The following is a 20,200-nucleotide window of genomic DNA, read 5'->3' as shown; positions in this document are numbered from 1 at the left end:
TCATATCAATCTCGGGATTGCAGCTCGATGATATTCTGCTCAAGCTTACGAATAAGCATGATAAGCATCTCAAGCTCCTCAGCGGAGATGCCAGCCAGAATATCGCCGCGCGTGTGGCTGATAACCGCTTCCATTTCCTCGATCAGAGGCTCAGCTTTCTCCGTTAACTTAATGCGTTTAGCACGACGGTCGTTGGCACAAGTCTGACGGGATATCAGCCCCTTCTCTTCCAGCTGATCCAGCGTTCGGACGAGAGACGGCTGCTCAATGCCAATCGCTTTAGCCAGTTGGATTTGCGACTGCTCGGGTGGAAGCTGATGAATATTATGCAGCGTGACCCAGTGCGTCTGCGTGAGTTCCAGAGGTTTGAGGCGATGGTCAATCAGAGCACGCCAAATGCGCACCAACCGTGCCAGATCAGAACCTAGTGGCGATTCCAATTTCATCTCCTTATAATTAGCTTGCTAAGTTATTATACTGATTTTAGAATAGTGTGCAGTAATTAAATTAGCAAAACAAATGTATTGCCACGTGCACGCAAACCAGATCTATGCTTTACACTGTTTCAAATCATGTGATTTTATGTCAAAACACGACACACTATCGAGCTATAACTCTTCAATTGCAAAGGATTTCTGCTTGTGAAGCTGACTCTCCACATACCGGGACTGCCTCTACAAGACCTCGTCGTCGGTGCTTCAATTTATTTTCCACCTGTATTTAAGGCTGTCCTTCTCGGCTTCCTTTTCTGGCTGATTCTGCACCGTTTGTTACGCGACTGGATGTACGCGGGCGATATCTGGCATCCGCTATTAATGGATCTCTCTTTCTTCGCGCTCTCGGTCTGCCTTGCGCTGCTACTGTTGGTCATGTGGTGATTTAATCCAATGAAAAAATTAAAATATTTCTCAACGCTGCTGATTGCTGCCCTGGCCATTATTGCCGTCTGGATGGTGTGGAATTACTACATGCAGTCACCGTGGACGCGCGATGGAAAAATCCGCGCTGAGCAGGTTGATATCACGCCGCAGGTATCGGGAAGTATTCTGAGTCTGAACATCAAGGATAACCAGTACGTGAAAGCCGGCGACGTACTGTTTCAGATAGACCCGACGCCGTGGAAAATCGCCATCATGAATGCGGAAGCAAAAGTGGCGAAAGCCCAGTCGGACCTGCTGCGGGCAAAACATGAAGTTGAGCGCCGTCGTGGTCTGTCGCAAAACTTTATCTCTGCCGAAGATATCGATACCGTCAACATCGCGCTAAAAGTGGCGCAGGCTAATGCTGACGCCGCCAAAGCGGAACTGGAGCACGCACGTTGGCAGCTATCGCAAACCGAGGTCAAAGCCCCCGTTGACGGCTGGGTCACCAATCTCACGACGCGCGTCGGTAACTATGCCGCCGTCGGTCACCCGGTTTTCGCGCTGATTGATAGCCACTCCTTCTATGTCGTCGGGTACTTTGAAGAGACTAAGCTTCGCCATATCCGTGAAGGCGACCGCGCCGATATTGTTCTGTATAGCGATGATAAAAAGTTACAGGGTCACGTATCCAGCATTGGCCGCGCGATTCACGACCAGAGTCTGGCCACTGACGGCAAGCTGGTTGCGGATATCAAACCGACCATCCCATGGGTACGTCTGGCCCAGCGCGTACCGGTGCGCATAGATCTAGGCGCGCTGCCGGCTGACACGGTACTGGTCGCGGGTACCACCTGTACCGTCTCAATCGTGAGTGACCGACAATGACTTTTCCGGCGTTGACCTGGCAGTCACTGCCCTGGTTTAAAGCGACGCCGCCGCAATGGCGTTATGCGTTGCGTAACGCTATTGCCATGTGCCTGGCGCTGAGTTTCGCCTACTGGCTGGATCTTGATGAGCCCTACTGGGCAATGACCTCCGCAGCCGTGGTGAGTTTCCCGACCGTCGGCGGGGTCATCAGCAAAAGCCTCGGACGTATTGCCGGCAGTCTGCTGGGGGCTGGCGCGGCGCTGATTATCGGCGGACATACGCTGACTGACCCATGGCTGTTTCTGTTTGCAATGTCCGGCTGGCTCGCGCTCTGCACCTGGGCGTGCGCGATGTACACCAACAACGTTGCCTATGCCTTTCAGCTCGCGGGCTATACCTGCGCCATTATCGCGTTCCCGATGATTAACGTCGTCGACGCCACGAAGCTGTGGGAAATTGCCCAGGCGCGCGTCTGTGAGGTGATCGTCGGTATTTTAAGCGGCGGGCTGATGATGATGATTTTACCCAGCACCTCCGATGGCACCACGCTGCTTAGCGCGCTGAAAAATATGCACGCGCGGCTGCTGGAACACGCCAGTATGCTGTGGCAACCCGTCACCACCGACGCCATTCGCAGCGCACACCAGAGCGTTATCGCGCAAATCCTCACCATGAATCTGCTGCGTATTCAGGCGTTCTGGAGCCACTATCGCCTGCGTCGGCAGAATACGTTATTAAACTATCTGCTCCATCAGCAGTTGCGTCTGACCAGTGTGATTTCCAGCCTGCGCCGCTTGATGCTCAACTGGCCCAACGCGCCGCAGAATTTACGTCCGGTACTGGAATCACTGTTGCAGGCGCTGGCCAGACCCGATTGCGATGCCTACACCGTCGCACGTATTATCGCCCCTCTGGCGCCCAGCGATCCGCAGGACTACCGACATCATGCATTCTGGAGCCGGCTCCGCTATTTTTGCCGTCTCTATCTGACCACCAGCCATTGGCTGTTACGGCTGCAAAATGCAACCGCGGTCAGCGAATTTAACGTTCCCGCCGCCCCCGCCTTGATGCGTCACACCGACCACGCCGAAGCGGCCTGGAGTGGCATTCGCACCTTTTTTGCCCTCGTCAGCGTGGGAGCCTTGAGCATCAGCACGCAGTGGGAGTCCGGCGCGGCAGCGCTGACGCTGGCCGCCATCTGCTGCGTGCTCTACTCTAACGTCCCCTCGCCGTTCAGCTCACTGACGCTGCTGATGCGTACGCTGATTCTGCTGTCCATCTTCAGCTTCGGCGTCAAGTTTGGCCTGATGGTGCAAATCAGCGACCTGTGGCAGTTCATGCTGTTCCTGTTCCCGCTGCTGTTGACGATGCAACTGTTAAAGCTGCAAATGCCGAAACAGGCGCGGCTATGGGGCTCGTTGATTGTTTTCATGGGGTCGTTTATCGCCGTCACCAACCCACCGGTTTACAATTTTGGCGATTTTCTCAATGATAACCTGGCGAAAATTATCGGTGTGGGGTTGGCATGGCTGGCTTTCGCCGTGCTGACGCCCGCGTCAGACGCGCGCAAAAGTCGCCGCCATATTCGTGCGTTACGCCGTCACTTCGTCGACCAACTCAGTCGTCACCCTTCCAGCAGCGAGCACGAGTTCGAATCGCTGGTGTACCATCACGTCAGTCAGTTGAGTACTAGCCAGGATGAGCAGGCACGGCGCTGGCTGCTGCGTTGGGGGGTGGTACTGCTGAACTGTTCGCATGTGGTTTGGCAGCTGCGCGACTGGGAATCACGATCGGACCCGCTCTCTCAGGTACGAGATATGTGCATTAGCTTATTGCGTGATGTCATGAGTGAGCGCGGCGTTCAGCAACGCCCGCTGGCCGCCACGCTTGAGGAACTCCAGCGCATTTGCCAAACCCTCTCCCATCACCACCAGCCAGCGGCTGCCGAGCTGGCATCAATTCTCTGGCGACTGTACTGCTCACTCTCGCAGCTTGAGACGGCACCGGCACCCGGCACGCTGACCGAGCAAACGGCGTAAAGAAAAAATAGCCCGGCGACGCCGGGCTATGAAGGTGATGATTACGGAACGTCGTAACCCAATGCGGCTTTACGAATGCGGAACCACTGCTGGCGCGTCATGTCGAGTGATTGCGCAACGATCGCCGAGCGCACGCGCTCAATTTTGCCGGAACCGATAATCGGCAGCGGCTGCGACGGTAGACGCATGACCCACGCATAGACCACCTGCTCGATGCTGCCCGCGTTCAGCTCGTTTGCCACCTTCGCCAGCTCGTCACGCAGCGGCTGGAACTCCTCGTCGTTAAATAAACGCCCGCCCCCCAGGCATGACCAGGCCATCGGACGGATACGCAGTTGTTGCAGCTGATCCAGCGTGCCATCCAGCAGCGTTGGCTGGTGAATCGGCGAAATTTCAACCTGATTCGTCGCCAGCGTAAAGGGCAGCCGCGACTGCAGCAGCGCGAACTGCGCAGGCGTAAAGTTAGAGACGCCGAAATGACGTACTTTGCCACTCTGGTGCAGTGCGGTGAACGCCTGCGCCACTTCATCCGCATCCATTAGCGGGTCCGGACGGTGAATCAACAGCAGATCGATCACATCCGTCGCCAGGTTACGCAGAGACTGCTCAGCGCTGTGAATGATGTGGTTACGATCGGTAATGTAGTGGCCCAGCGCATGCTCTGGCTTGGCGGTGGTGGCGATACCGCACTTGGTGACAATTTCCATGCGCTCGCGCAGATGCGGCGCCAGCTTCAGCGCTTCACCAAACGCCGCTTCGCACTGATAGCCACCGTAGATATCCGCGTGATCGACGGTCGTCACGCCGAGATCCAGGTGTTCCTCAATAAAGCTCACCAACTGGCGCGGGGACATGTTCCAGTCCATCAGACGCCAGTAGCCCATCACGAAACGTGAAAATTCCGGGCCCTGAGGCGCCAGGGTAATACGTTGAACCATAACCACTTCCTCAATGAAAAAATATCAATCGAGTATACGCACTTTTGCGCTTAAAACAGTGAGGGCTGCTGAGGTTCTTCCGCGTCGGGCGCTTTACCTGCGCGCAATTTGCGCAGTAGCCGCTGACGGCACAGCCGCAGCACCTCCTGTTTTTGCGCATCGCTCATATTCTGCCAGTGAAAACGCTCATCGCGGCTGCGAAAACAGCCACGGCAGAAACCGCGTTCATCCGACTGACAAATTCCCCGGCACGGACTTTGAACCGGGAAGAACTCCAGTTGCTCCGCCACCTTAGCCCCCTATTTACCTCTTCATCCCTTCATTGAAGACGTTTAATTCAGCGGGCGCAACTTTTCTCCCGTTTGATGCGCGCCAGACGGCATTTTCAAAAATTCATTTGCATTAGACCAATCGGTCTATTACAGTGCCTGTCATGAGCAAATCGATTGAACATGATACCCGTGAACACATTCTGGCTACCGGCGAGCGTCTTTGCATGCACCGCGGTTTTACCGGAATGGGTCTGAGCGAACTCCTGAAAACGGCAGAAGTGCCTAAGGGCTCGTTTTATCACTATTTTCGTTCAAAAGAGGCGTTTGGCGTGGCCATGCTGGACCGGCATTTTGCCGACTATCACCAGCGGCTGGTGCAGCACTTCACGCAAGGCGCGGGAAACTACCGCGACCGCCTGCTGAACTACTACCAGCACACGCTCGAACAGTTTTGCCAGCAGGGGTTGATTAGCGGCTGTCTGACCGTGAAGCTGTCTGCTGAAGTGTGCGATCTTTCCGAAGATATGCGCGCTGAAATGAATAAAGGCGCCAGCCAGATTATGGTTTTGCTGGCGCAAGCGCTGGAAAATGGCCGCCGTGAAGGCTGCCTGACGTTCAACGGCGAAGCCGAAACCACTGCCCAGGTGCTCTACTCTCTGTGGCTGGGGGCGAACCTGCAGGCGAAAATTTCGCGCAGCTCGGCACCGCTGGAAAGCGCGCTGACGCACGTCAGGAATCTGATTGCCGCGCCGGAGTGATCCCGGCGTTTTTATTTCCTATACCACTAGACGACCGGTCTACTCAGGAGTCACCATGTCGCAAGAAAAACTGTTTACCCCACTGAAAGTGGGTGCGGTTACCGCCCCGAACCGCGTGTTTATGGCCCCGCTGACGCGCCTGCGCAGCATTGTACCGGGCGACATTCCTACTCCGCTGATGGCGGAATACTATCGCCAGCGTGCAAGCTCTGGCTTGATTATCACCGAAGCCACTCAGATTTCCGCTCAGGCGAAAGGCTACCAGGGCGCTCCGGGTCTTCACAGCCCAGAGCAGATTGCCGCCTGGCAGAAAATCACCGCTGGCGTTCACGCCGAAGACGGACGTATCGCCGTTCAGCTGTGGCACACCGGTCGTATTTCGCACAACAGCCTGCAGCCAAACGGTGAAGCCCCGGTGGCACCGTCTGCGCTGAGCGCCAATACCCGTACCTCGCTGCGTGACGAAAATGGCCATGCCATTCGCGTCGACACCTCGATGCCACGCGCGCTGGAAACCGCAGAAATCCCGGGGATCGTCAACGATTTCCGTCAGGCCATTGCCAACGCGCGTGAAGCCGGTTTCGACCTGGTAGAGCTGCACTCTGCGCACGGCTACCTGTTGCACCAGTTCCTCTCTCCTTCCTCTAACCACCGTACCGATCAGTACGGCGGCAGCGTTGAAAACCGCGCCCGCCTGGTGCTGGAAGTGGTTGATGCCGGTATTAAGGAATGGGGTGCCGAGCGTATCGGTATCCGCGTCTCGCCAATCGGCACCTTCCAGAACGTCGACAACGGCCCGAACGAAGAAGCCGATGCGTTGTATCTGATTGAAGAACTGGGTAAACGCGGCATTGCTTACCTGCACATGTCCGAACCTGACTGGGCCGGCGGCGTGCCGTACAGCGACGCGTTCCGCGAAAAAGTGCGCGCCCGTTTCCACGGCCCGATTATCGGTGCGGGCGCCTATACGCCAGAAAAAGCGGAAGCACTCATTGAAAAAGGATTAATCGATGCCGTGGCCTTTGGCCGCGACTATATCGCTAACCCGGACCTGGTCGCTCGTCTGCAGCGCAAAGCCGAGCTCAACCCGCAGCGCCCGGAAAGCTTCTACGGCGGCGGTGCGGAAGGTTACACCGATTATCCTACGCTGTGATCCTGCATTGATAGCGGCGGCGTTCCGCCGCTATACTAGTGAGATTATTCATAAGTAAGGACGAGGGATATCATGCGTTTACTGCATACCATGCTGCGCGTCGGCGATCTGCAACGCTCCATTGATTTTTACACCAAAGTTCTGGGCATGAAGCTGCTGCGCACCAGCGAAAACACCGAATACAAGTACTCTCTGGCATTTGTCGGTTACGGCGAAGAGAGCGACGAAGCGGTGATCGAGCTGACCTACAACTGGGGCGTGGATAAATACGAGCTGGGTACGGCCTATGGCCATATCGCCCTCAGCGTTGATAACGCCGCGGAAGCCTGCGAACGCATTCGCCAGAACGGCGGCAACGTAACCCGTGAAGCTGGCCCGGTAAAAGGCGGCACCACGGTGATTGCGTTTGTGGAAGATCCGGACGGTTATAAAATCGAACTGATCGAAGAAAAAGATGCCGGTAAAGGTCTCGGCAACTGATTCTCCTCGGGTGCGCTCGCGCACCCGTTTTTTTACCCGCCTTTCCAAGCCGCGGCAAAATTTGCCATAATGCGCGCTACTTTTTCTGAGTTAAGAGATTCTGATGTCCGACAATGCGCAACTTAATGGTCTATGCGACCGTTTTCGTGGGTTTTATCCTGTAGTCATCGATGTGGAAACTGCCGGATTCAATGCCAAAACGGATGCCCTGCTCGAAATAGCGGCAATTACGTTGAAAATGGATGAGCAAGGCTGGCTGATGCCGGACACCACGTTACACTTCCACGTTGAGCCGTTTGAAGGTGCCAACCTCGAACCGGAAGCACTGGCGTTTAACGGCATCGACCCTAATAATCCACTGCGCGGCGCGGTAAGCGAATACGATGCTCTGCATGCCATCTTCAAAATAGTGCGTAAAGGCATGAAAGACAGCGACTGCAACCGCGCGATTATGGTGGCGCACAATGCCACTTTCGATCACAGCTTTATGATGGCCGCAGCCGATCGCGCCTCGCTTAAGCGCAACCCGTTTCACCCCTTCGTCACCTTTGACACCGCCGCGCTAAGCGGGCTGGCGCTGGGGCAAACGGTGTTGTCTAAAGCCTGCATCGCTGCGGGCATGAATTTCGACAGCAGCCAGGCCCACTCTGCCCTGTACGATACCGAGCAGACGGCGATCCTGTTTTGTGAAATCGTCAACCGCTGGAAACGCCTGGGCGGCTGGCCGTTGCCCATCGCGGCTGACGAGTAGCGGCATAAAAAAAGCGACCCATGGGTCGCTTTTTTTGTTTCAGTGCCTGTTAGCCAATTACTCTGCTTTCGGCTCTTCCGCATATTTCGCTGCGGTTTCTTTGATCAGCGGCTGCAATTCACCACGCTGATACATTTCAATGATGATGTCGCAACCGCCGACCAGCTCGCCGTCAACCCACAGCTGCGGGAATGTCGGCCAGTTGGCGTATTTTGGCAGCTCCGCACGAATGTCCGGGTTCTGCAGGATATCAACATAAGCAAAGCGTTCGCCACAGGCAGAAAGTGCCTGAACGGCCTGCGCAGAGAAGCCACAGCTTGGCAGCTTCGGGGAACCTTTCATGTACAGCAGGATCGGGTTTTCAGCGATCTGGCGCTGAATTTTTTCAATTGTTTCGCTCATTATCTTGCTTCCTCAAACTTCTTTTTACGGCAGTAGTCCACCATTGTAGCGTTTTGCGGCCTGAACAGAAAATAACATTTTATTCACGCCTTACTATTTTATCGTCTGATGAGAGAAGTTGCCTTATAAATATGTGTTTATCGGCAGGCGGATAAAAAACTTGTTCATTTTTTAACTGAACCTGTATCAAATGATGTTTTTTTTTGCACTTGCTAACGAAACAGCGTTTTAGAGTGAAAAACACTATTAACATTTCGTGTTTTTATGGATTAGAATCGTTGAGTTTTGTAAACCATACCCAGGCAAGGATATTTAGCCTGCATACTCAGAGGGTTGTTCAGTGGCGCAGATAAAAAAATGGTCGTTCACGCTCTGTGCATTGTTGTTTACATCATTATCCTTCACGCCGTTGGCGCATGCTACAGGGCATGCCAAAACACCCACGGCGCAAAAGTCGCTTCCCGTAAAAGGCAGCGAACGTAAGAAAAAGAATACGGTCAGCAAATCCAACACCAAGAAAAAGACCGCCACTACCGTTACGAAGAAAAAAACCACATCGGTTGTCGCTAAAAAAGCGGCCCCCACCTCTCGCAAAACCGCCGCAACGAAAACCGCGAAAACGAGCGCGGTGAAAACCGCCAACGTGGTGACCACCTGTAAGACGACGCGTAAAGGCCATAAGAAAACCTGCACCACCAGCCCGGTAGAAACACAACCCACCACGATTGCGCAGGCACACAAGGTTCGTGTCCAGAAAGCGCAGAAAACCGCGATGAACAAACTGATGGGCCAGTTGGGTAAACCTTACCGCTGGGGGGGAAACTCACCGCGTACAGGCTTCGATTGCAGCGGCCTGGTTTACTATGCCTATAAAGACCTGGTGAATATCCGCATTCCCCGCACCGCGAACGAAATGTATCACTTACGCGATGCCCGCCCGGTGAACCGTAGTGAACTGGAAAGCGGCGATTTAGTCTTTTTCCGTACCCAAGGCCGCGGCACCGCCGATCACGTCGGCGTATATGTCGGTAACGGCAAATTCATTCAGTCGCCGCGTACCGGTCAGGATATTCAGATTACCTCGCTCAGCGAAGATTACTGGGTCCGCCATTACGTTGGCGCCCGCCGCGTGGTGACCCCGAAGACCATTCGTTAATCACTTACCCCGTTTGTTAATAAACGGGGTAAGCTTATCTTTTCTCTCACCTTTTAATTTGCTACTCTATCCATACTCAATACAGGGTTATTGAGAGTACACAATAATAAAAGGAGAGTAGCAATGTCGTTCGAATTACCTGCATTACCGTATGCCAAAGACGCTCTTGTTCCACATATTTCCGTGGAAACGCTCGAGTATCATTATGGTAAACACCACCAGACTTACGTTACCAACCTGAACAACATGATCAAAGGCACCGCGTTTGAAGGTAAAACGCTGGAAGAGATCGTGCGCACTTCTGAAGGCGGCGTGTTCAATAACGCAGCTCAGGTCTGGAACCACACTTTCTATTGGCACTGCCTGGCGCCAAATGCCGGTGGCGAACCGACCGGTGCTGTCGCAGAAGCCATTAATAAATCCTTCGGCAGCTTCGCAGAGTTCAAAGCGCAGTTCACCGATGCCGCTGTGAAAAACTTCGGCGCTGGCTGGACCTGGCTTGTGAAGAAAGCAGACGGCTCTCTGGCCATCGTGTCGACCTCTAACGCGGGCACTCCGCTGACGACCGACGCCAAACCGCTGCTGACCGTTGACGTGTGGGAACATGCTTACTATATCGACTACCGCAATGCGCGTCCGAACTACCTCGAGCACTTCTGGGCTCTGGTTAACTGGGCATTCGTAGCTGAAAATCTGTCAGCATAAGTAGCAAAAAACCCAGCGTCGCAAAGCTTCGCCGGGTTTGATTGATTAACGCAGAGGGAAACGCCTTCTGCGTTTTTTTGTTTACTGGCTGGCGAAGGCCTCTTCACCATGACGACGGCCGCTCATGAACACCACCAGCAGGGCCAGCGCGGCGACAATCGCCCCCATCACCGGCACAAAGCTGTAGCCCAGACCACCGGAAATCACCGCCCCACCGGCCACCGCACCCAACGCGTTACCCAGATTAAACGCCCCAATATTGACCGACGATGACAGCCCCGGCGCTTCGTGCGCCACACGCATGACACGCATCTGTAACGGCGGTACCACGGCGAAGGTTGCCGCGCCCCACACCACCATGCTGAACGCGGCACCGACCTGCGTTTGCGCAAGGAACGGTATGGCCAGCATGATAGCCATTAACAGCAGCAGGAACCCCTTCAGCGTGCCGCTGACTGAACGGTCAGCAAATTTGCCACCGAGGTAGTTACCGATGGAGAACCCAACGCCAATCAGCACCAGCATCAGCGTAATGAAGCCCGGCGTCGCATCCGTGATCGTACGCAACACTGGTGAGATATAGGTGTAAAGCGTAAACATCGCGCCAGCGCCGAGTACGGTGGTCAGCAGTGCGGAAAGCACCTGTGGGCGCACCAGCACCGACAGTTCACGTTTCACATCAGGTTTTTCACCCGCCCCGCCCTTCGGCAAGGACAACCACAGACCGATAATAGCGATAATCCCCAGTCCCGCAGTCGCCAGGAACGACATACGCCAGCCGATTGTTTCACCCAGCCAGGTTGCCGCCGGTACGCCGCCAATATTGGCGATCGTCAGGCCCATAAACATCGTCGCCACGGCGCTGGCCTGCTTATGCTTCGGCACCACGCTTGCCGCTACCACTGAACCCAGGCCAAAGAACGCACCGTGGTTCAGGCTGGTAATAATGCGCGACAGCATTAAGGTGGTGTAGTCCGGCGAGATGGCCGACAGCACGTTGCCAAGGGTAAAAATGGCCATCAGAAAGATCAGCGCGTTGCGGCGGGCACGATGAGAAAGCAGCAGCGTCATCAGCGGCGCACCGACCATCACGCCAACCGCATAGGCGCTAATCAGCATACCGGCAGCCGGGATCGAGACGTCAACGCCCTTTGCGATGACCGGCAGTAACCCCATCGGCGAGAATTCGGTGGTCCCTATGCCAAAAGCGCCAATGGCCAGCGCGAGTAAGGGAAAATTGATTTTCATGCAAAAGCTCCGATTGGCCGCACGACAGACGCGGCATGGCAATATAGGGCAAAAGCATGACATTAATCACAGAAAAGCAGAAGTGTACAAAACAGCAAAAGATTATTGCTAATTTGCTAACAATCAGACATGAGGGCGCGAACGCCCCCTCATGGAAGAATCAATGCAGAACAGCGGTAAGTCCAGCAGCGACGATCAACGCCAGCACAATAACGGTCGTGGTGAGTGACATCTTAAGTTCGGTACTCATCAATTTTTCTCCTTTTTATGACCACAGCAAAACTGAGCTCACTCATTTTTGCACAGATAATCGTAAAAATCTTCACAGATTTAGCAGGATGTTGGTTTTTGCTCTTCCACTTTGCGTCCGGATACGTCAAAATTCGACGCTTATTTATAAGCGTACCGGCCATTGACCCCCTCCTGTCGTCCTGTATCGTTTTCCTGGCGAACCGCAATCTACAAAATTGCGTCAGGGTGTATAAAGGCAAACGTTTTCGTTTCGAGTTTATCAGGGGCAGGCCAGGGTCTGGAGTGAGATGGAATGGCAACAATTAAAGATGTAGCGAAGCGCGCAAACGTTTCCACTACAACCGTATCACATGTAATTAACAAGACGCGTTTTGTCGCCGAAGAGACGCGGGAAGCGGTGTGGGCAGCGATTAAAGAGCTGCACTACTCCCCAAGCGCCGTTGCCCGTAGCCTGAAGGTCAACCACACCAAATCGATTGGTTTGCTGGCGACCAGCAGCGAAGCGGCCTACTTTGCTGAAATTATCGAGGCCGTTGAGAAAAACTGCTTCCAGAAGGGCTATACCCTGATCCTTGGCAACGCGTGGAACAATCTCGAGAAACAACGCGCCTACTTGTCAATGATGGCGCAAAAACGCGTTGATGGCCTGCTGGTGATGTGTTCCGAATATCCGGAATCCCTGCTCTCAATGCTGGAAGAGTATCGCCATATTCCAATGGTGGTGATGGACTGGGGCGAAGCCAAAGCCGACTTTACCGACTCGGTCATCGACAACGCCTTCGAAGGCGGCTATATGGCGGGTCGTTATCTGATCGAACGCGGCCACCGTGATATCGGCGTCATTCCTGGCCCGCTGGAACGTAACACCGGCGCAGGACGCCTGGCTGGCTTTATGAAGGCCATGGAAGAAGCGCAAATCAATGTTCCGGCAAACTGGATAGTCCAGGGTGACTTCGAGCCGGAGTCTGGCTATCGCGCTATGCAGCAGATTCTCTCCCAGCACCCGCGCCCTACCGCTATCTTTTGTGGCGGCGACATTATGGCCATGGGCGCGCTTTGCGCCGCCGATGAAATGGGGCTGCGCGTGCCGCAGGATATTTCGCTGATCGGGTATGACAACGTGCGTAACTCACGTTTCTTTACCCCGGCGCTGACCACCATTCATCAGCCGAAAGACTCACTTGGTGAGACGGCCTTCAATATGCTGATGGATCGTATCGTCAGCAAGCGCGAAGAGTCGCAGTCGATTGAGGTGCATCCGCGCCTGATCGAGCGACGTTCCGTGGCCGACGGCCCGTATCGCGATTACCGTCGTTAAGGGTTAACTGTGGGCGTCCTGAACGGGCGTCCGCAGCCACTCATCGTTTAGCGTCTCGCTATCCCCCAAATATTCCAGCAGCCAGCTTAATGCCGGCGACGCTTCGCTCTGTTGCCAGGTCAGACAACAGGCTGCATCCGGGAACGGATTCTCCAGTTCCAGCGCAACCCACTCTCCGCTTTCCAGCCACGGCTGCGCCAGATGTCCCGGCACCATCGCCGCACAAAGTCCGGCAGAAATACAGGTCTCCGACGACGACCAGTCCGGCACCACCACCCTCTTCTGGTTATCAAGCAGCCAGGTCGTTCGCTTGGGTAGCGACCGTGAGGTGTCTTCCCGCACCAGCGACGGCCAGTTGCGCAGCACGTCATCGCTCAGCGGCCCGTCCATCTTCGCGAGCGGATGCGTACTGGCCACCACGCAGTGCCAGTTGAGCATGCCCATGTCGCGAAAGGCAAAACGGCCACCAACCGGGATGGCCTGCGTCGCGCCAATCGCCAGCTCCACGCGCCCATCCGCCAGCGCATCCCAGACGCCGTTAAACACTTCCTGATAGACAATCAGTTCGACGTCGCTGAAGTGGCGATAAAAATCGACAATCAGCTGACGGGTGCGCTGAGGTTTCACGATGTTATCAACGGCAATCGCCAGCTGGCCGCGCCAGCCGTTGGCAATCTGCTGACACTGTTGACGGGTGATCTGCATTTTTTTGATAACAGAACGCCCTTCTTTAAGAAACCATGCTCCCGCAGGCGTTAATTCAACATCCCGATGGCGACGTTCAAACAACGGCACCGCCAGCCATTCCTCAAGCTGTCGCACCGTATAGCTTACTGCAGAGGGCACCCGGTGTAGCTCCTGCGCCGCGGCGCTAAAGCTACCGTTGCGCGCGACCGCATCAACCACTTCCAGAGAATATTCAGACCACATTTTCTGCCTGCAAAAAATTTGAATCCATGCCTCAAATATTAGCGTTTCACAACAGGGAATGCACTCTCTACACTCAGCGGCACAGTGTGAACTACGATAAAAAAGGCAATTTATGCAACCTGGGAAAGGATTTTTAGTCTGGCTCGCGGGACTGAGCGTGCTGGGCTTCCTGGCTACCGATATGTACCTACCGGCGTTCGCCGCCATTCAGCAAGACCTGCAAACGCCGGCATCCGCCGTCAGCGCGAGCCTGAGTCTGTTCCTCGCGGGTTTCGCCGTGGCGCAGCTACTGTGGGGGCCGCTGTCTGACCGCTATGGCCGTAAACCGATCCTGCTGGCCGGTTTGACCATTTTTGCCATCGGCTGCCTTGGCATGCTGTGGGTTCGCGATGGTACCACCCTACTGGTGCTGCGCTTCGTGCAGGCGGTTGGCGTTTGCGCCGCCGCGGTGACCTGGCAAGCCATGGTTACCGATTATTATCCCGCTCAGCGCACCAACCGTATTTTTGCGACCATTATGCCGCTGGTCGGCCTGTCACCTGCGCTGGCACCGCTACTCGGCAGCTGGCTGCTGGCCCACTTTGATTGGCAGGCCATCTTCGCAACGCTGTTTATCATTACCCTGGTATTGATGCTGCCCGCTCTGCGTCTGAAGCCTGCCCACAATAAAAACGTCGCCAGTGAAGAGAAGCTCACGTTTTTACGTCTGCTGCGCAGTAAGGACTACCGCGGCAACGTGCTGATTTACGCCGCCTGCTCCGCCAGCTTTTTCGCCTGGCTGACCGGTTCGCCATTTATTCTGCATGAAATGGGCTACAGCCCGACGGTGATTGGTCTGAGCTATGTACCGCAAACCATCGCTTTCCTGATTGGCGGCTATGGCTGTCGCGCGGCGCTGCAAAAATGGCAGGGTAGCCAAATGTTGCCGTGGCTGCTGGTGCTCTTCGCGCTCAGCGTTATCGGGACCTGGGGCGTCGGCCTTGCTGAAGGCGTCTCCCTGACCGCGCTGTTGATCCCCTTCTGCATCATGGCAACCGCCAACGGGGCGATTTATCCCATTGTCGTTGCGCAGGCGCTGAAGCCCTTCCCACAGGCAACTGGCCGAGCAGCCGCGCTACAGAACACGTTGCAGTTGGGGCTGTGCTTCCTGGCAAGCCTGGCGGTCTCAACGCTGATTGCAACGCCGTTGCTGACCACCACGAGCGTGATGCTGGTCACCGTGGTTCTCGCCGGCATTGGCTACCGCATGCAGCGCTCTGCACGTCGTGCTGAACGTCAAAATGAGCACGCGAGTTCCCACGCCTAAACATCACTCATATCAATCCCATAAGAAATGATTAGGGCGCTAAGTTTTTAGTTGAATCAATACACTTAGCGTCCTATACTGGATCGGCATCACATAATTAATATACATTGAACTAATTAAGCGGGAGCAGGATAGCTTCCCGTTAAACCATGGATTGGCTTTCGGCAAGGGGTTCTTCCCTTCCTCTGTGCTACGTCGGATAGCAGGCTCACGAATTTTTCGTGACATTTCTCACAAACCAGAAAAAAGCGTCTACGCTGTTTTAAGGTTCTGATCATCAGGTCGGGATGGAGAAGCTATGAGCTCATCGTGTATAGAAGAAGTAAGTGTACCGGACGACGACTGGTATCGCATCGTTAGCGAGCTGCTAAACCGAGCAGGTATTGAAATCAACGGCAATGCCTCCTGCGATATTCAAGTCAGAAATCCGCGTCTTTTCAAACGTGTTTTACAAGAAGGTTCGTTAGGCCTTGGCGAAAGCTATATGGACGGTTGGTGGGAATGTGACCGTCTCGATATCTTCTTCGACAAGGTGCTGCGCGCCGGATTAGAAAATCAACTTCCGCACCATTTCAAAGATACGCTGCGCGTTGCCGGCGCTCGTCTGTTTAACCTCCAGAGCCGCAGACGCGCCTGGCAGGTTGGCAAAGAACACTACGACCTTGGCAACGATCTTTTCAGCCGCATGCTTGATTCATTTATGCAGTACTCCTGCGGCTACTGGAAAGAAGCCAAAACGCTGGAAGAAGCCCAACAGGCCAAGCTCGACCTCATCTGCCAGAAGTTGCAGTTGAAGCCGGGAATGCGCGTGCTGGATATCGGCTGCGGCTGGGGTGGTTTAGCCGCCTTTATGGCGAAAAAATACGGGGTTAGCGTCAAAGGGGTTACCATTTCCGCCGAACAGCAGAAAATGGCGCAGGCGCGCTGTGAAGGGCTGGATGTGGAGATCCTGCTTCAGGATTACCGCGACCTCAACGATCAGTTCGACCGTATCGTCTCTGTGGGGATGTTCGAGCACGTGGGCCCGAAAAACTACGACACCTATTTCAACGTCGTCGACCGCAATCTGAAGCCCGATGGTCTGTTCTTACTGCACACCATTGGTTCGAAGAAGACCGACAACAATGTCGATCCGTGGATCAACAAATACATCTTTCCGAATGGCTGTTTACCCTCAGTTCGCCAGATTGCCGTCGCCAGCGAGCCTCACTTTGTGATGGAAGACTGGCATAACTTCGGCGCTGATTACGATACCACGCTGATGGCCTGGTACGAGCGTTTCCTCGCCTGCTGGCCGGAAATCGCGGACAACTATTCTGAACGATTCAAGCGAATGTTTAGCTACTATCTCAACGCCTGTGCGGGCGCGTTCCGCGCGCGGGATATTCAGCTATGGCAGGTGATGTTCTCCCGAGGGGTAGAACACGGTCTGCGCGTCGCGCGCTAGTACTTCAACGCCTGCACCGTGTGGTGCAGGCGTTTTCCTTTACTCTGCAATCGCCTGGGTCACCGCGGCTTCTTTTGCCGCCATCACGCGCTCTACGGTGTCGACAACCGCCTGAGTTTGCGGATCAATCTCGATATTCACGCGATCGCCAAGGCGTTTTTTACCCAGCGTGGTACGCTCCAGCGTTTCCGGAATCAGGTGCACGCAGAAGCGAGTCGCCGTCACTTCCCCAACGGTCAGGCTAATGCCATCAATCCCGATAAAACCCTTATACAAAACATATTTCATCAGCGATGGATCCTGGATTTTAAACCAGATCTGCTTGTTGTTTTCCGAGGTCAGAATTTTTGCGACTTCTGCAGTGGTCATAATATGACCCGACATTAAGTGGCCGCCAATTTCATCGCTGAATTTCGCCGCACGCTCGACGTTAACCAGATCGCCCACCTTGACATCGCCCAGGTTGGTAATGCGCAGCGTCTCTTTCATTAAGTCGAAGCTAATCTGGTCGCCGTTAATTTCCGTAACCGTTAAGCAGCAGCCGTTGTGGGCCACTGATGCGCCGGTCTCAAGGCCAGACAGCATATGTTCCGGCAGCGCCACGACGTGGGTGCGGAAGTTAGGTTTTTCATCAATGGACACGATTTTTGCCGTGCCCTGCACAATACCAGTGAACATATCGTTAACTCCTGTTAATCATCGTACCGGTATCGCTACCGGTTTATCTGCTACGCACAATAGCAGTTGATAAAACAGGTTGCCACCTTCCGCGGCACGCCCCCTTTTTTTTGACTAGATTAATAGCAAATCCTCGCTACAATATCGGAGCAATTCCTCTATTTATTCTTCTTGCTGCCGGTTAAGGCGGCTTATCTGTCTCCCGTGCTCACGTACGGCGAGAATAAATAACAACAATACAGGTGTTCACGTGCAGAAGTATTTTAGCGAAGCGCGTCAGTTATTAGCTCTGGCTATCCCGGTTATCCTTGCGCAGGTGGCCCAAACAGCAATGGGGTTTGTCGATACGGTCATGGCCGGCGGCTACAGCGCCACCGATATGGCCGCGGTGGCGATTGGTACCTCCATCTGGCTGCCGGCGATCCTTTTTGGTCACGGTCTGCTGCTGGCGCTGACGCCGGTTATTGCTCAACTTAATGGTTCCGGCCGCCGGGATCGCGTCGCCCTCCAGGTTCGCCAGGGTTTCTGGCTGGCCGGTTTTGTCTCAATATTAATCATGGTGGTCCTGTGGAACGCCGGGCATATCATTCGCGCGATGCACAACATCGACCCGGCTCTGGCGGATAAAGCCGTTGGCTACCTGCGCGCGCTGCTCTGGGGCGCGCCGGGCTACCTGTGCTTCCAGGTGGCGCGTAACCAGTGCGAAGGGCTGGCGAAAACCAAGCCCGGTATGGTTATGGGCTTTATCGGCCTGCTGGTGAATATTCCGGTTAACTACATCTTTATTTACGGTCATTTCGGCATGCCGGAGCTGGGCGGCGTGGGCTGCGGCGTGGCGACCGCGTCGGTTTACTGGGTGATGTTCTTCAGCATGCTCTACTACGTTCGCCATGCGGGTTCAATGCGCGATATTCGCCATAGTGAGCGTTTCAGCCGCCCGGATTTCGCCATTCTGAAACGTCTGACCACGCTCGGGCTGCCTATTGCGCTGGCGTTGTTTTTTGAGGTCACGCTATTCGCAGTCGTTGCGCTGCTGGTTTCACCGCTGGGGATCGTTGACGTTGCCGGTCACCAGATTGCGCTCAACTTCAGCTCGCTGATGTTTGTCCTGCCGATGTCGCTGGCGGCGGCGGTAACCATCCGCGTCGGCTTCCGTCTGGGCCAGGGTTCAACGCCGGACGCACAGGTTTCCGCGCGTACCGGTTTGGGCGTCGGGATATGCATGGCAGTCTGCACGGCGGTATTCACTAGCTTGATGCGTACCCACATCGCCTTGCTGTATAACGATAACCCCGAAGTCGTCACGCTCGCAGCCCAGTTGATGCTGCTGGCTGCGCTGTATCAGATTTCAGATTCAATCCAGGTTATCGGTAGCGGTATTTTGCGCGGTTATAAAGATACGCGTTCAATCTTCTTTATTACCTTTATCGCCTACTGGGTGCTGGGTCTGCCGTGCGGCTACGTACTGGCGCTGACCGATCTGGTGGTTGAGCGGATGGGCCCGGCGGGCTTCTGGTGGGGCTTTATTATTGGCCTGACGTCGGCGGCAGTGATGATGATGCTGAGAATGCGCTTCCTCCAGCGCCAACCCGCATCGGTCATTCTACAACGCGCCGCGCGTTAATACGGCTAGCCCCCTCGCCGACTCAGGCTGAGGGGGCGCTGCGCTTAATGGTGCAGCATCTCATCCACTACCTGCTTTTTGGTCAACTGGTACGGGTAGTAAGTCGGCCAGTTGTCCATCTCTGTCAGCAAGGCTTCCTGAGATTTATTCCCCATAAAAATATGGAAGTGAGCGGATTTTCTCGGCCCAATAATATGGTCGCTGAACTGCACGTATTTCGGCGCAGCGCTGTTTGCATCCTGACACTCAAACAGATAGCGCACGCCCTTTTTACCTGATGCGTAGGTTAAGACTTTGTGCCCGGCGTAGCGGTACTTGCAAGCGCTGACCTTATCACCAACGTGAAATTCCATGACGCCATTTTCAATACCGATCATATTGACGTTGGTCGCATAGCCCGTGCGGTAATATTCTTTTATCTGCCCAAAGGTTTTACTCTTGTCTTTCGCGGCTTTTTGCTGGAAAACCGGATCCAGGTCGCCGGAGAGCAACAGCGGATTCACCGACTCCCACACCCCGTCCCAGTCTTCCAGGGGACGATCTTTTACATCGGCAACGTCAAATATCCCTTCTGCCGCCTTCTGCTCTTTTTCCGACAGCGGCTGACCGTGATCGTGGTGCCCATGTGCCAGCGCCTGGCCACTTACCAGTAACGCCCCCGCCACCAAAACCATTTTCCCCAGATGTTTCATTTGCATTTTATCCTTACCGTTTGCGCGAAAAAACAAACGTTATAACATAACATTTTCAATTTCAATCATCAGGGACAAAAAGGGTCGTTAGATGGATTGTCCGAGCAAAGTGACAACACGATAAAATCGAAGGAGATCAACGAAGTTAGATGAACCGCAGAAAAATGCAGCAGAGATGGGCAAAAGTTCTCCAGTCGGGTGAAATCACACATTTTCCGCTTGCCACAGCACGCGGCTGCCGCTAATATTCGTCCCCGTTGTCGCAAGCAACAATGCGTTCGTAGCTCAGTTGGTTAGAGCACCACCTTGACATGGTGGGGG

22 protein-coding genes are annotated in these 20,200 nt (G+C 54.6%); 13 read left to right on the top strand and 9 right to left on the bottom strand.

The genetic code is table 11. The features are described 5' to 3' along the window. Window positions 1–5: 5 nt before the first annotated feature. Complete coding sequence (gene slyA / locus ACW14G_RS16560) at window positions 6–446, bottom strand: transcriptional regulator SlyA (RefSeq protein WP_163447466.1); 441 nt, start codon at window positions 444–446, stop codon at window positions 6–8. Window positions 447–641: 195 nt separating this feature from the next. Between slyA and ACW14G_RS16555 the strand changes: the two genes are divergently transcribed. From ACW14G_RS16555 to ACW14G_RS16545, 3 genes are read left to right on the top strand one after another with little or no spacing between them, the layout of a single operon-like run. Further along, window positions 642–878, top strand: coding sequence for a DUF1656 domain-containing protein (locus ACW14G_RS16555; RefSeq protein WP_223802534.1), 237 nt, complete (start codon window positions 642–644; stop codon window positions 876–878). A 9-nt stretch (window positions 879–887) separates the two neighbouring features. Continuing rightward, complete coding sequence (locus ACW14G_RS16550) at window positions 888–1,748, top strand: efflux RND transporter periplasmic adaptor subunit (RefSeq protein ID WP_249021875.1); 861 nt, start codon at window positions 888–890, stop codon at window positions 1,746–1,748. Continuing rightward, entirely contained in the window at window positions 1,745–3,769 is a 2,025-nt protein-coding gene (locus ACW14G_RS16545; RefSeq protein ID WP_419057951.1) for an FUSC family protein, read from the top strand. The genes ACW14G_RS16550 and ACW14G_RS16545 overlap by 4 nt, the downstream gene beginning before the upstream one ends. Before the next feature lie 41 nt (window positions 3,770–3,810). Here the strand turns inward: ACW14G_RS16545 and ACW14G_RS16540 are convergent, their stop codons facing one another. Both ACW14G_RS16540 and ACW14G_RS16535 read right to left on the bottom strand, forming a co-directional pair. Then, window positions 3,811–4,707 (bottom strand): aldo/keto reductase, encoded by an 897-nt coding sequence (locus tag ACW14G_RS16540; RefSeq protein WP_167575954.1) that lies wholly within the window; start codon window positions 4,705–4,707, stop codon window positions 3,811–3,813. Between the two features lie 50 nt (window positions 4,708–4,757). Then, complete coding sequence (locus ACW14G_RS16535; protein ID WP_064545717.1) at window positions 4,758–4,997, bottom strand: DUF1289 domain-containing protein; 240 nt, start codon at window positions 4,995–4,997, stop codon at window positions 4,758–4,760. Between the two features lie 143 nt (window positions 4,998–5,140). Between ACW14G_RS16535 and ACW14G_RS16530 the strand changes: the two genes are divergently transcribed. The 4 genes from ACW14G_RS16530 (at window position 5,141) to rnt (ending at window position 8,121) form a co-directional block, all read left to right on the top strand. After that, entirely contained in the window at window positions 5,141–5,737 is a 597-nt protein-coding gene (locus ACW14G_RS16530) for a TetR/AcrR family transcriptional regulator (protein ID WP_163447461.1), read from the top strand. A gap of 55 nt (window positions 5,738–5,792) precedes the next feature. Further along, on the top strand, window positions 5,793–6,890 hold the full coding sequence (gene nemA, locus ACW14G_RS16525; protein ID WP_163447460.1) for an alkene reductase: 1,098 nt from the start codon (window positions 5,793–5,795) through the stop codon (window positions 6,888–6,890). Window positions 6,891–6,962: 72 nt separating this feature from the next. After that, window positions 6,963–7,370: a lactoylglutathione lyase gene (gene gloA / locus ACW14G_RS16520; RefSeq protein WP_043000807.1), complete on the top strand. Its 408-nt coding sequence runs from the start codon at window positions 6,963–6,965 to the stop codon at window positions 7,368–7,370. Window positions 7,371–7,473: 103 nt separating this feature from the next. Then, entirely contained in the window at window positions 7,474–8,121 is a 648-nt protein-coding gene (rnt, locus tag ACW14G_RS16515; protein ID WP_249021877.1) for a ribonuclease T, read from the top strand. 57 nt (window positions 8,122–8,178) lie between these two features. On the opposite strand, the gene ACW14G_RS16510 is transcribed toward rnt, so the two are convergent. Next, entirely contained in the window at window positions 8,179–8,523 is a 345-nt protein-coding gene (locus ACW14G_RS16510; RefSeq protein WP_035896299.1) for a Grx4 family monothiol glutaredoxin, read from the bottom strand. Between the two features lie 340 nt (window positions 8,524–8,863). Between ACW14G_RS16510 and ACW14G_RS16505 the strand changes: the two genes are divergently transcribed. Then, window positions 8,864–9,679, top strand: coding sequence for a C40 family peptidase (locus ACW14G_RS16505; protein ID WP_249021878.1), 816 nt, complete (start codon window positions 8,864–8,866; stop codon window positions 9,677–9,679). Window positions 9,680–9,802: 123 nt separating this feature from the next. Then, entirely contained in the window at window positions 9,803–10,384 is a 582-nt protein-coding gene (gene sodB / locus ACW14G_RS16500) for a superoxide dismutase [Fe] (RefSeq protein ID WP_163447457.1), read from the top strand. Between the two features lie 81 nt (window positions 10,385–10,465). Here sodB and ACW14G_RS16495 read toward each other — a convergent pair whose 3' ends face one another. After that, the gene (locus tag ACW14G_RS16495; protein WP_249021879.1) at window positions 10,466–11,632 is read right to left on the bottom strand and encodes an MFS transporter; all 1,167 of its coding nucleotides are present in this window, start codon (window positions 11,630–11,632) and stop codon (window positions 10,466–10,468) included. A gap of 160 nt (window positions 11,633–11,792) precedes the next feature. Continuing rightward, window positions 11,793–11,882, bottom strand: a complete 90-nt coding sequence (cydH, locus tag ACW14G_RS16490; RefSeq protein WP_163447455.1) for a cytochrome bd-I oxidase subunit CydH — start codon at window positions 11,880–11,882, stop codon at window positions 11,793–11,795. A 294-nt stretch (window positions 11,883–12,176) separates the two neighbouring features. On the opposite strand from cydH, the gene purR reads away from it, so the two are divergent. Further along, window positions 12,177–13,202 carry an HTH-type transcriptional repressor PurR gene (gene purR, locus ACW14G_RS16485; protein WP_064545731.1) on the top strand — a complete coding sequence of 342 codons (1,026 nt, stop codon included), beginning with the start codon at window positions 12,177–12,179 and terminating at the stop codon, window positions 13,200–13,202. Window positions 13,203–13,205: 3 nt separating this feature from the next. On the opposite strand, the gene punR is transcribed toward purR, so the two are convergent. Further along, window positions 13,206–14,132: a DNA-binding transcriptional activator PunR gene (gene punR / locus ACW14G_RS16480; RefSeq protein ID WP_163447454.1), complete on the bottom strand. Its 927-nt coding sequence runs from the start codon at window positions 14,130–14,132 to the stop codon at window positions 13,206–13,208. A 112-nt stretch (window positions 14,133–14,244) separates the two neighbouring features. Between punR and punC the strand changes: the two genes are divergently transcribed. Further along, window positions 14,245–15,438, top strand: a complete 1,194-nt coding sequence (gene punC / locus ACW14G_RS16475; protein WP_163447453.1) for a purine nucleoside transporter PunC — start codon at window positions 14,245–14,247, stop codon at window positions 15,436–15,438. Window positions 15,439–15,736: 298 nt separating this feature from the next. Further along, window positions 15,737–16,885 (top strand): cyclopropane fatty acyl phospholipid synthase, encoded by a 1,149-nt coding sequence (cfa, locus tag ACW14G_RS16470; protein ID WP_249021880.1) that lies wholly within the window; start codon window positions 15,737–15,739, stop codon window positions 16,883–16,885. Between the two features lie 39 nt (window positions 16,886–16,924). On the opposite strand, the gene ACW14G_RS16465 is transcribed toward cfa, so the two are convergent. After that, on the bottom strand, window positions 16,925–17,563 hold the full coding sequence (locus tag ACW14G_RS16465) for a riboflavin synthase subunit alpha (RefSeq protein ID WP_163447451.1): 639 nt from the start codon (window positions 17,561–17,563) through the stop codon (window positions 16,925–16,927). A gap of 250 nt (window positions 17,564–17,813) precedes the next feature. Here ACW14G_RS16465 and mdtK point away from each other — a divergent pair, with 250 nt between their 5' ends. Further along, window positions 17,814–19,187 carry an MdtK family multidrug efflux MATE transporter gene (mdtK, locus tag ACW14G_RS16460; protein WP_167575960.1) on the top strand — a complete coding sequence of 458 codons (1,374 nt, stop codon included), beginning with the start codon at window positions 17,814–17,816 and terminating at the stop codon, window positions 19,185–19,187. 44 nt (window positions 19,188–19,231) lie between these two features. On the opposite strand, the gene zinT is transcribed toward mdtK, so the two are convergent. Beyond that, on the bottom strand, window positions 19,232–19,879 hold the full coding sequence (zinT, locus tag ACW14G_RS16455; RefSeq protein WP_249023324.1) for a metal-binding protein ZinT: 648 nt from the start codon (window positions 19,877–19,879) through the stop codon (window positions 19,232–19,234). Between the last annotated feature and the right edge of the window lie 321 nt (window positions 19,880–20,200).

The sequence above is a fragment of the Kluyvera sp. genome (genome assembly GCF_965301105.1).
This window is presented reverse-complemented; position numbering and strand designations above follow the sequence as displayed.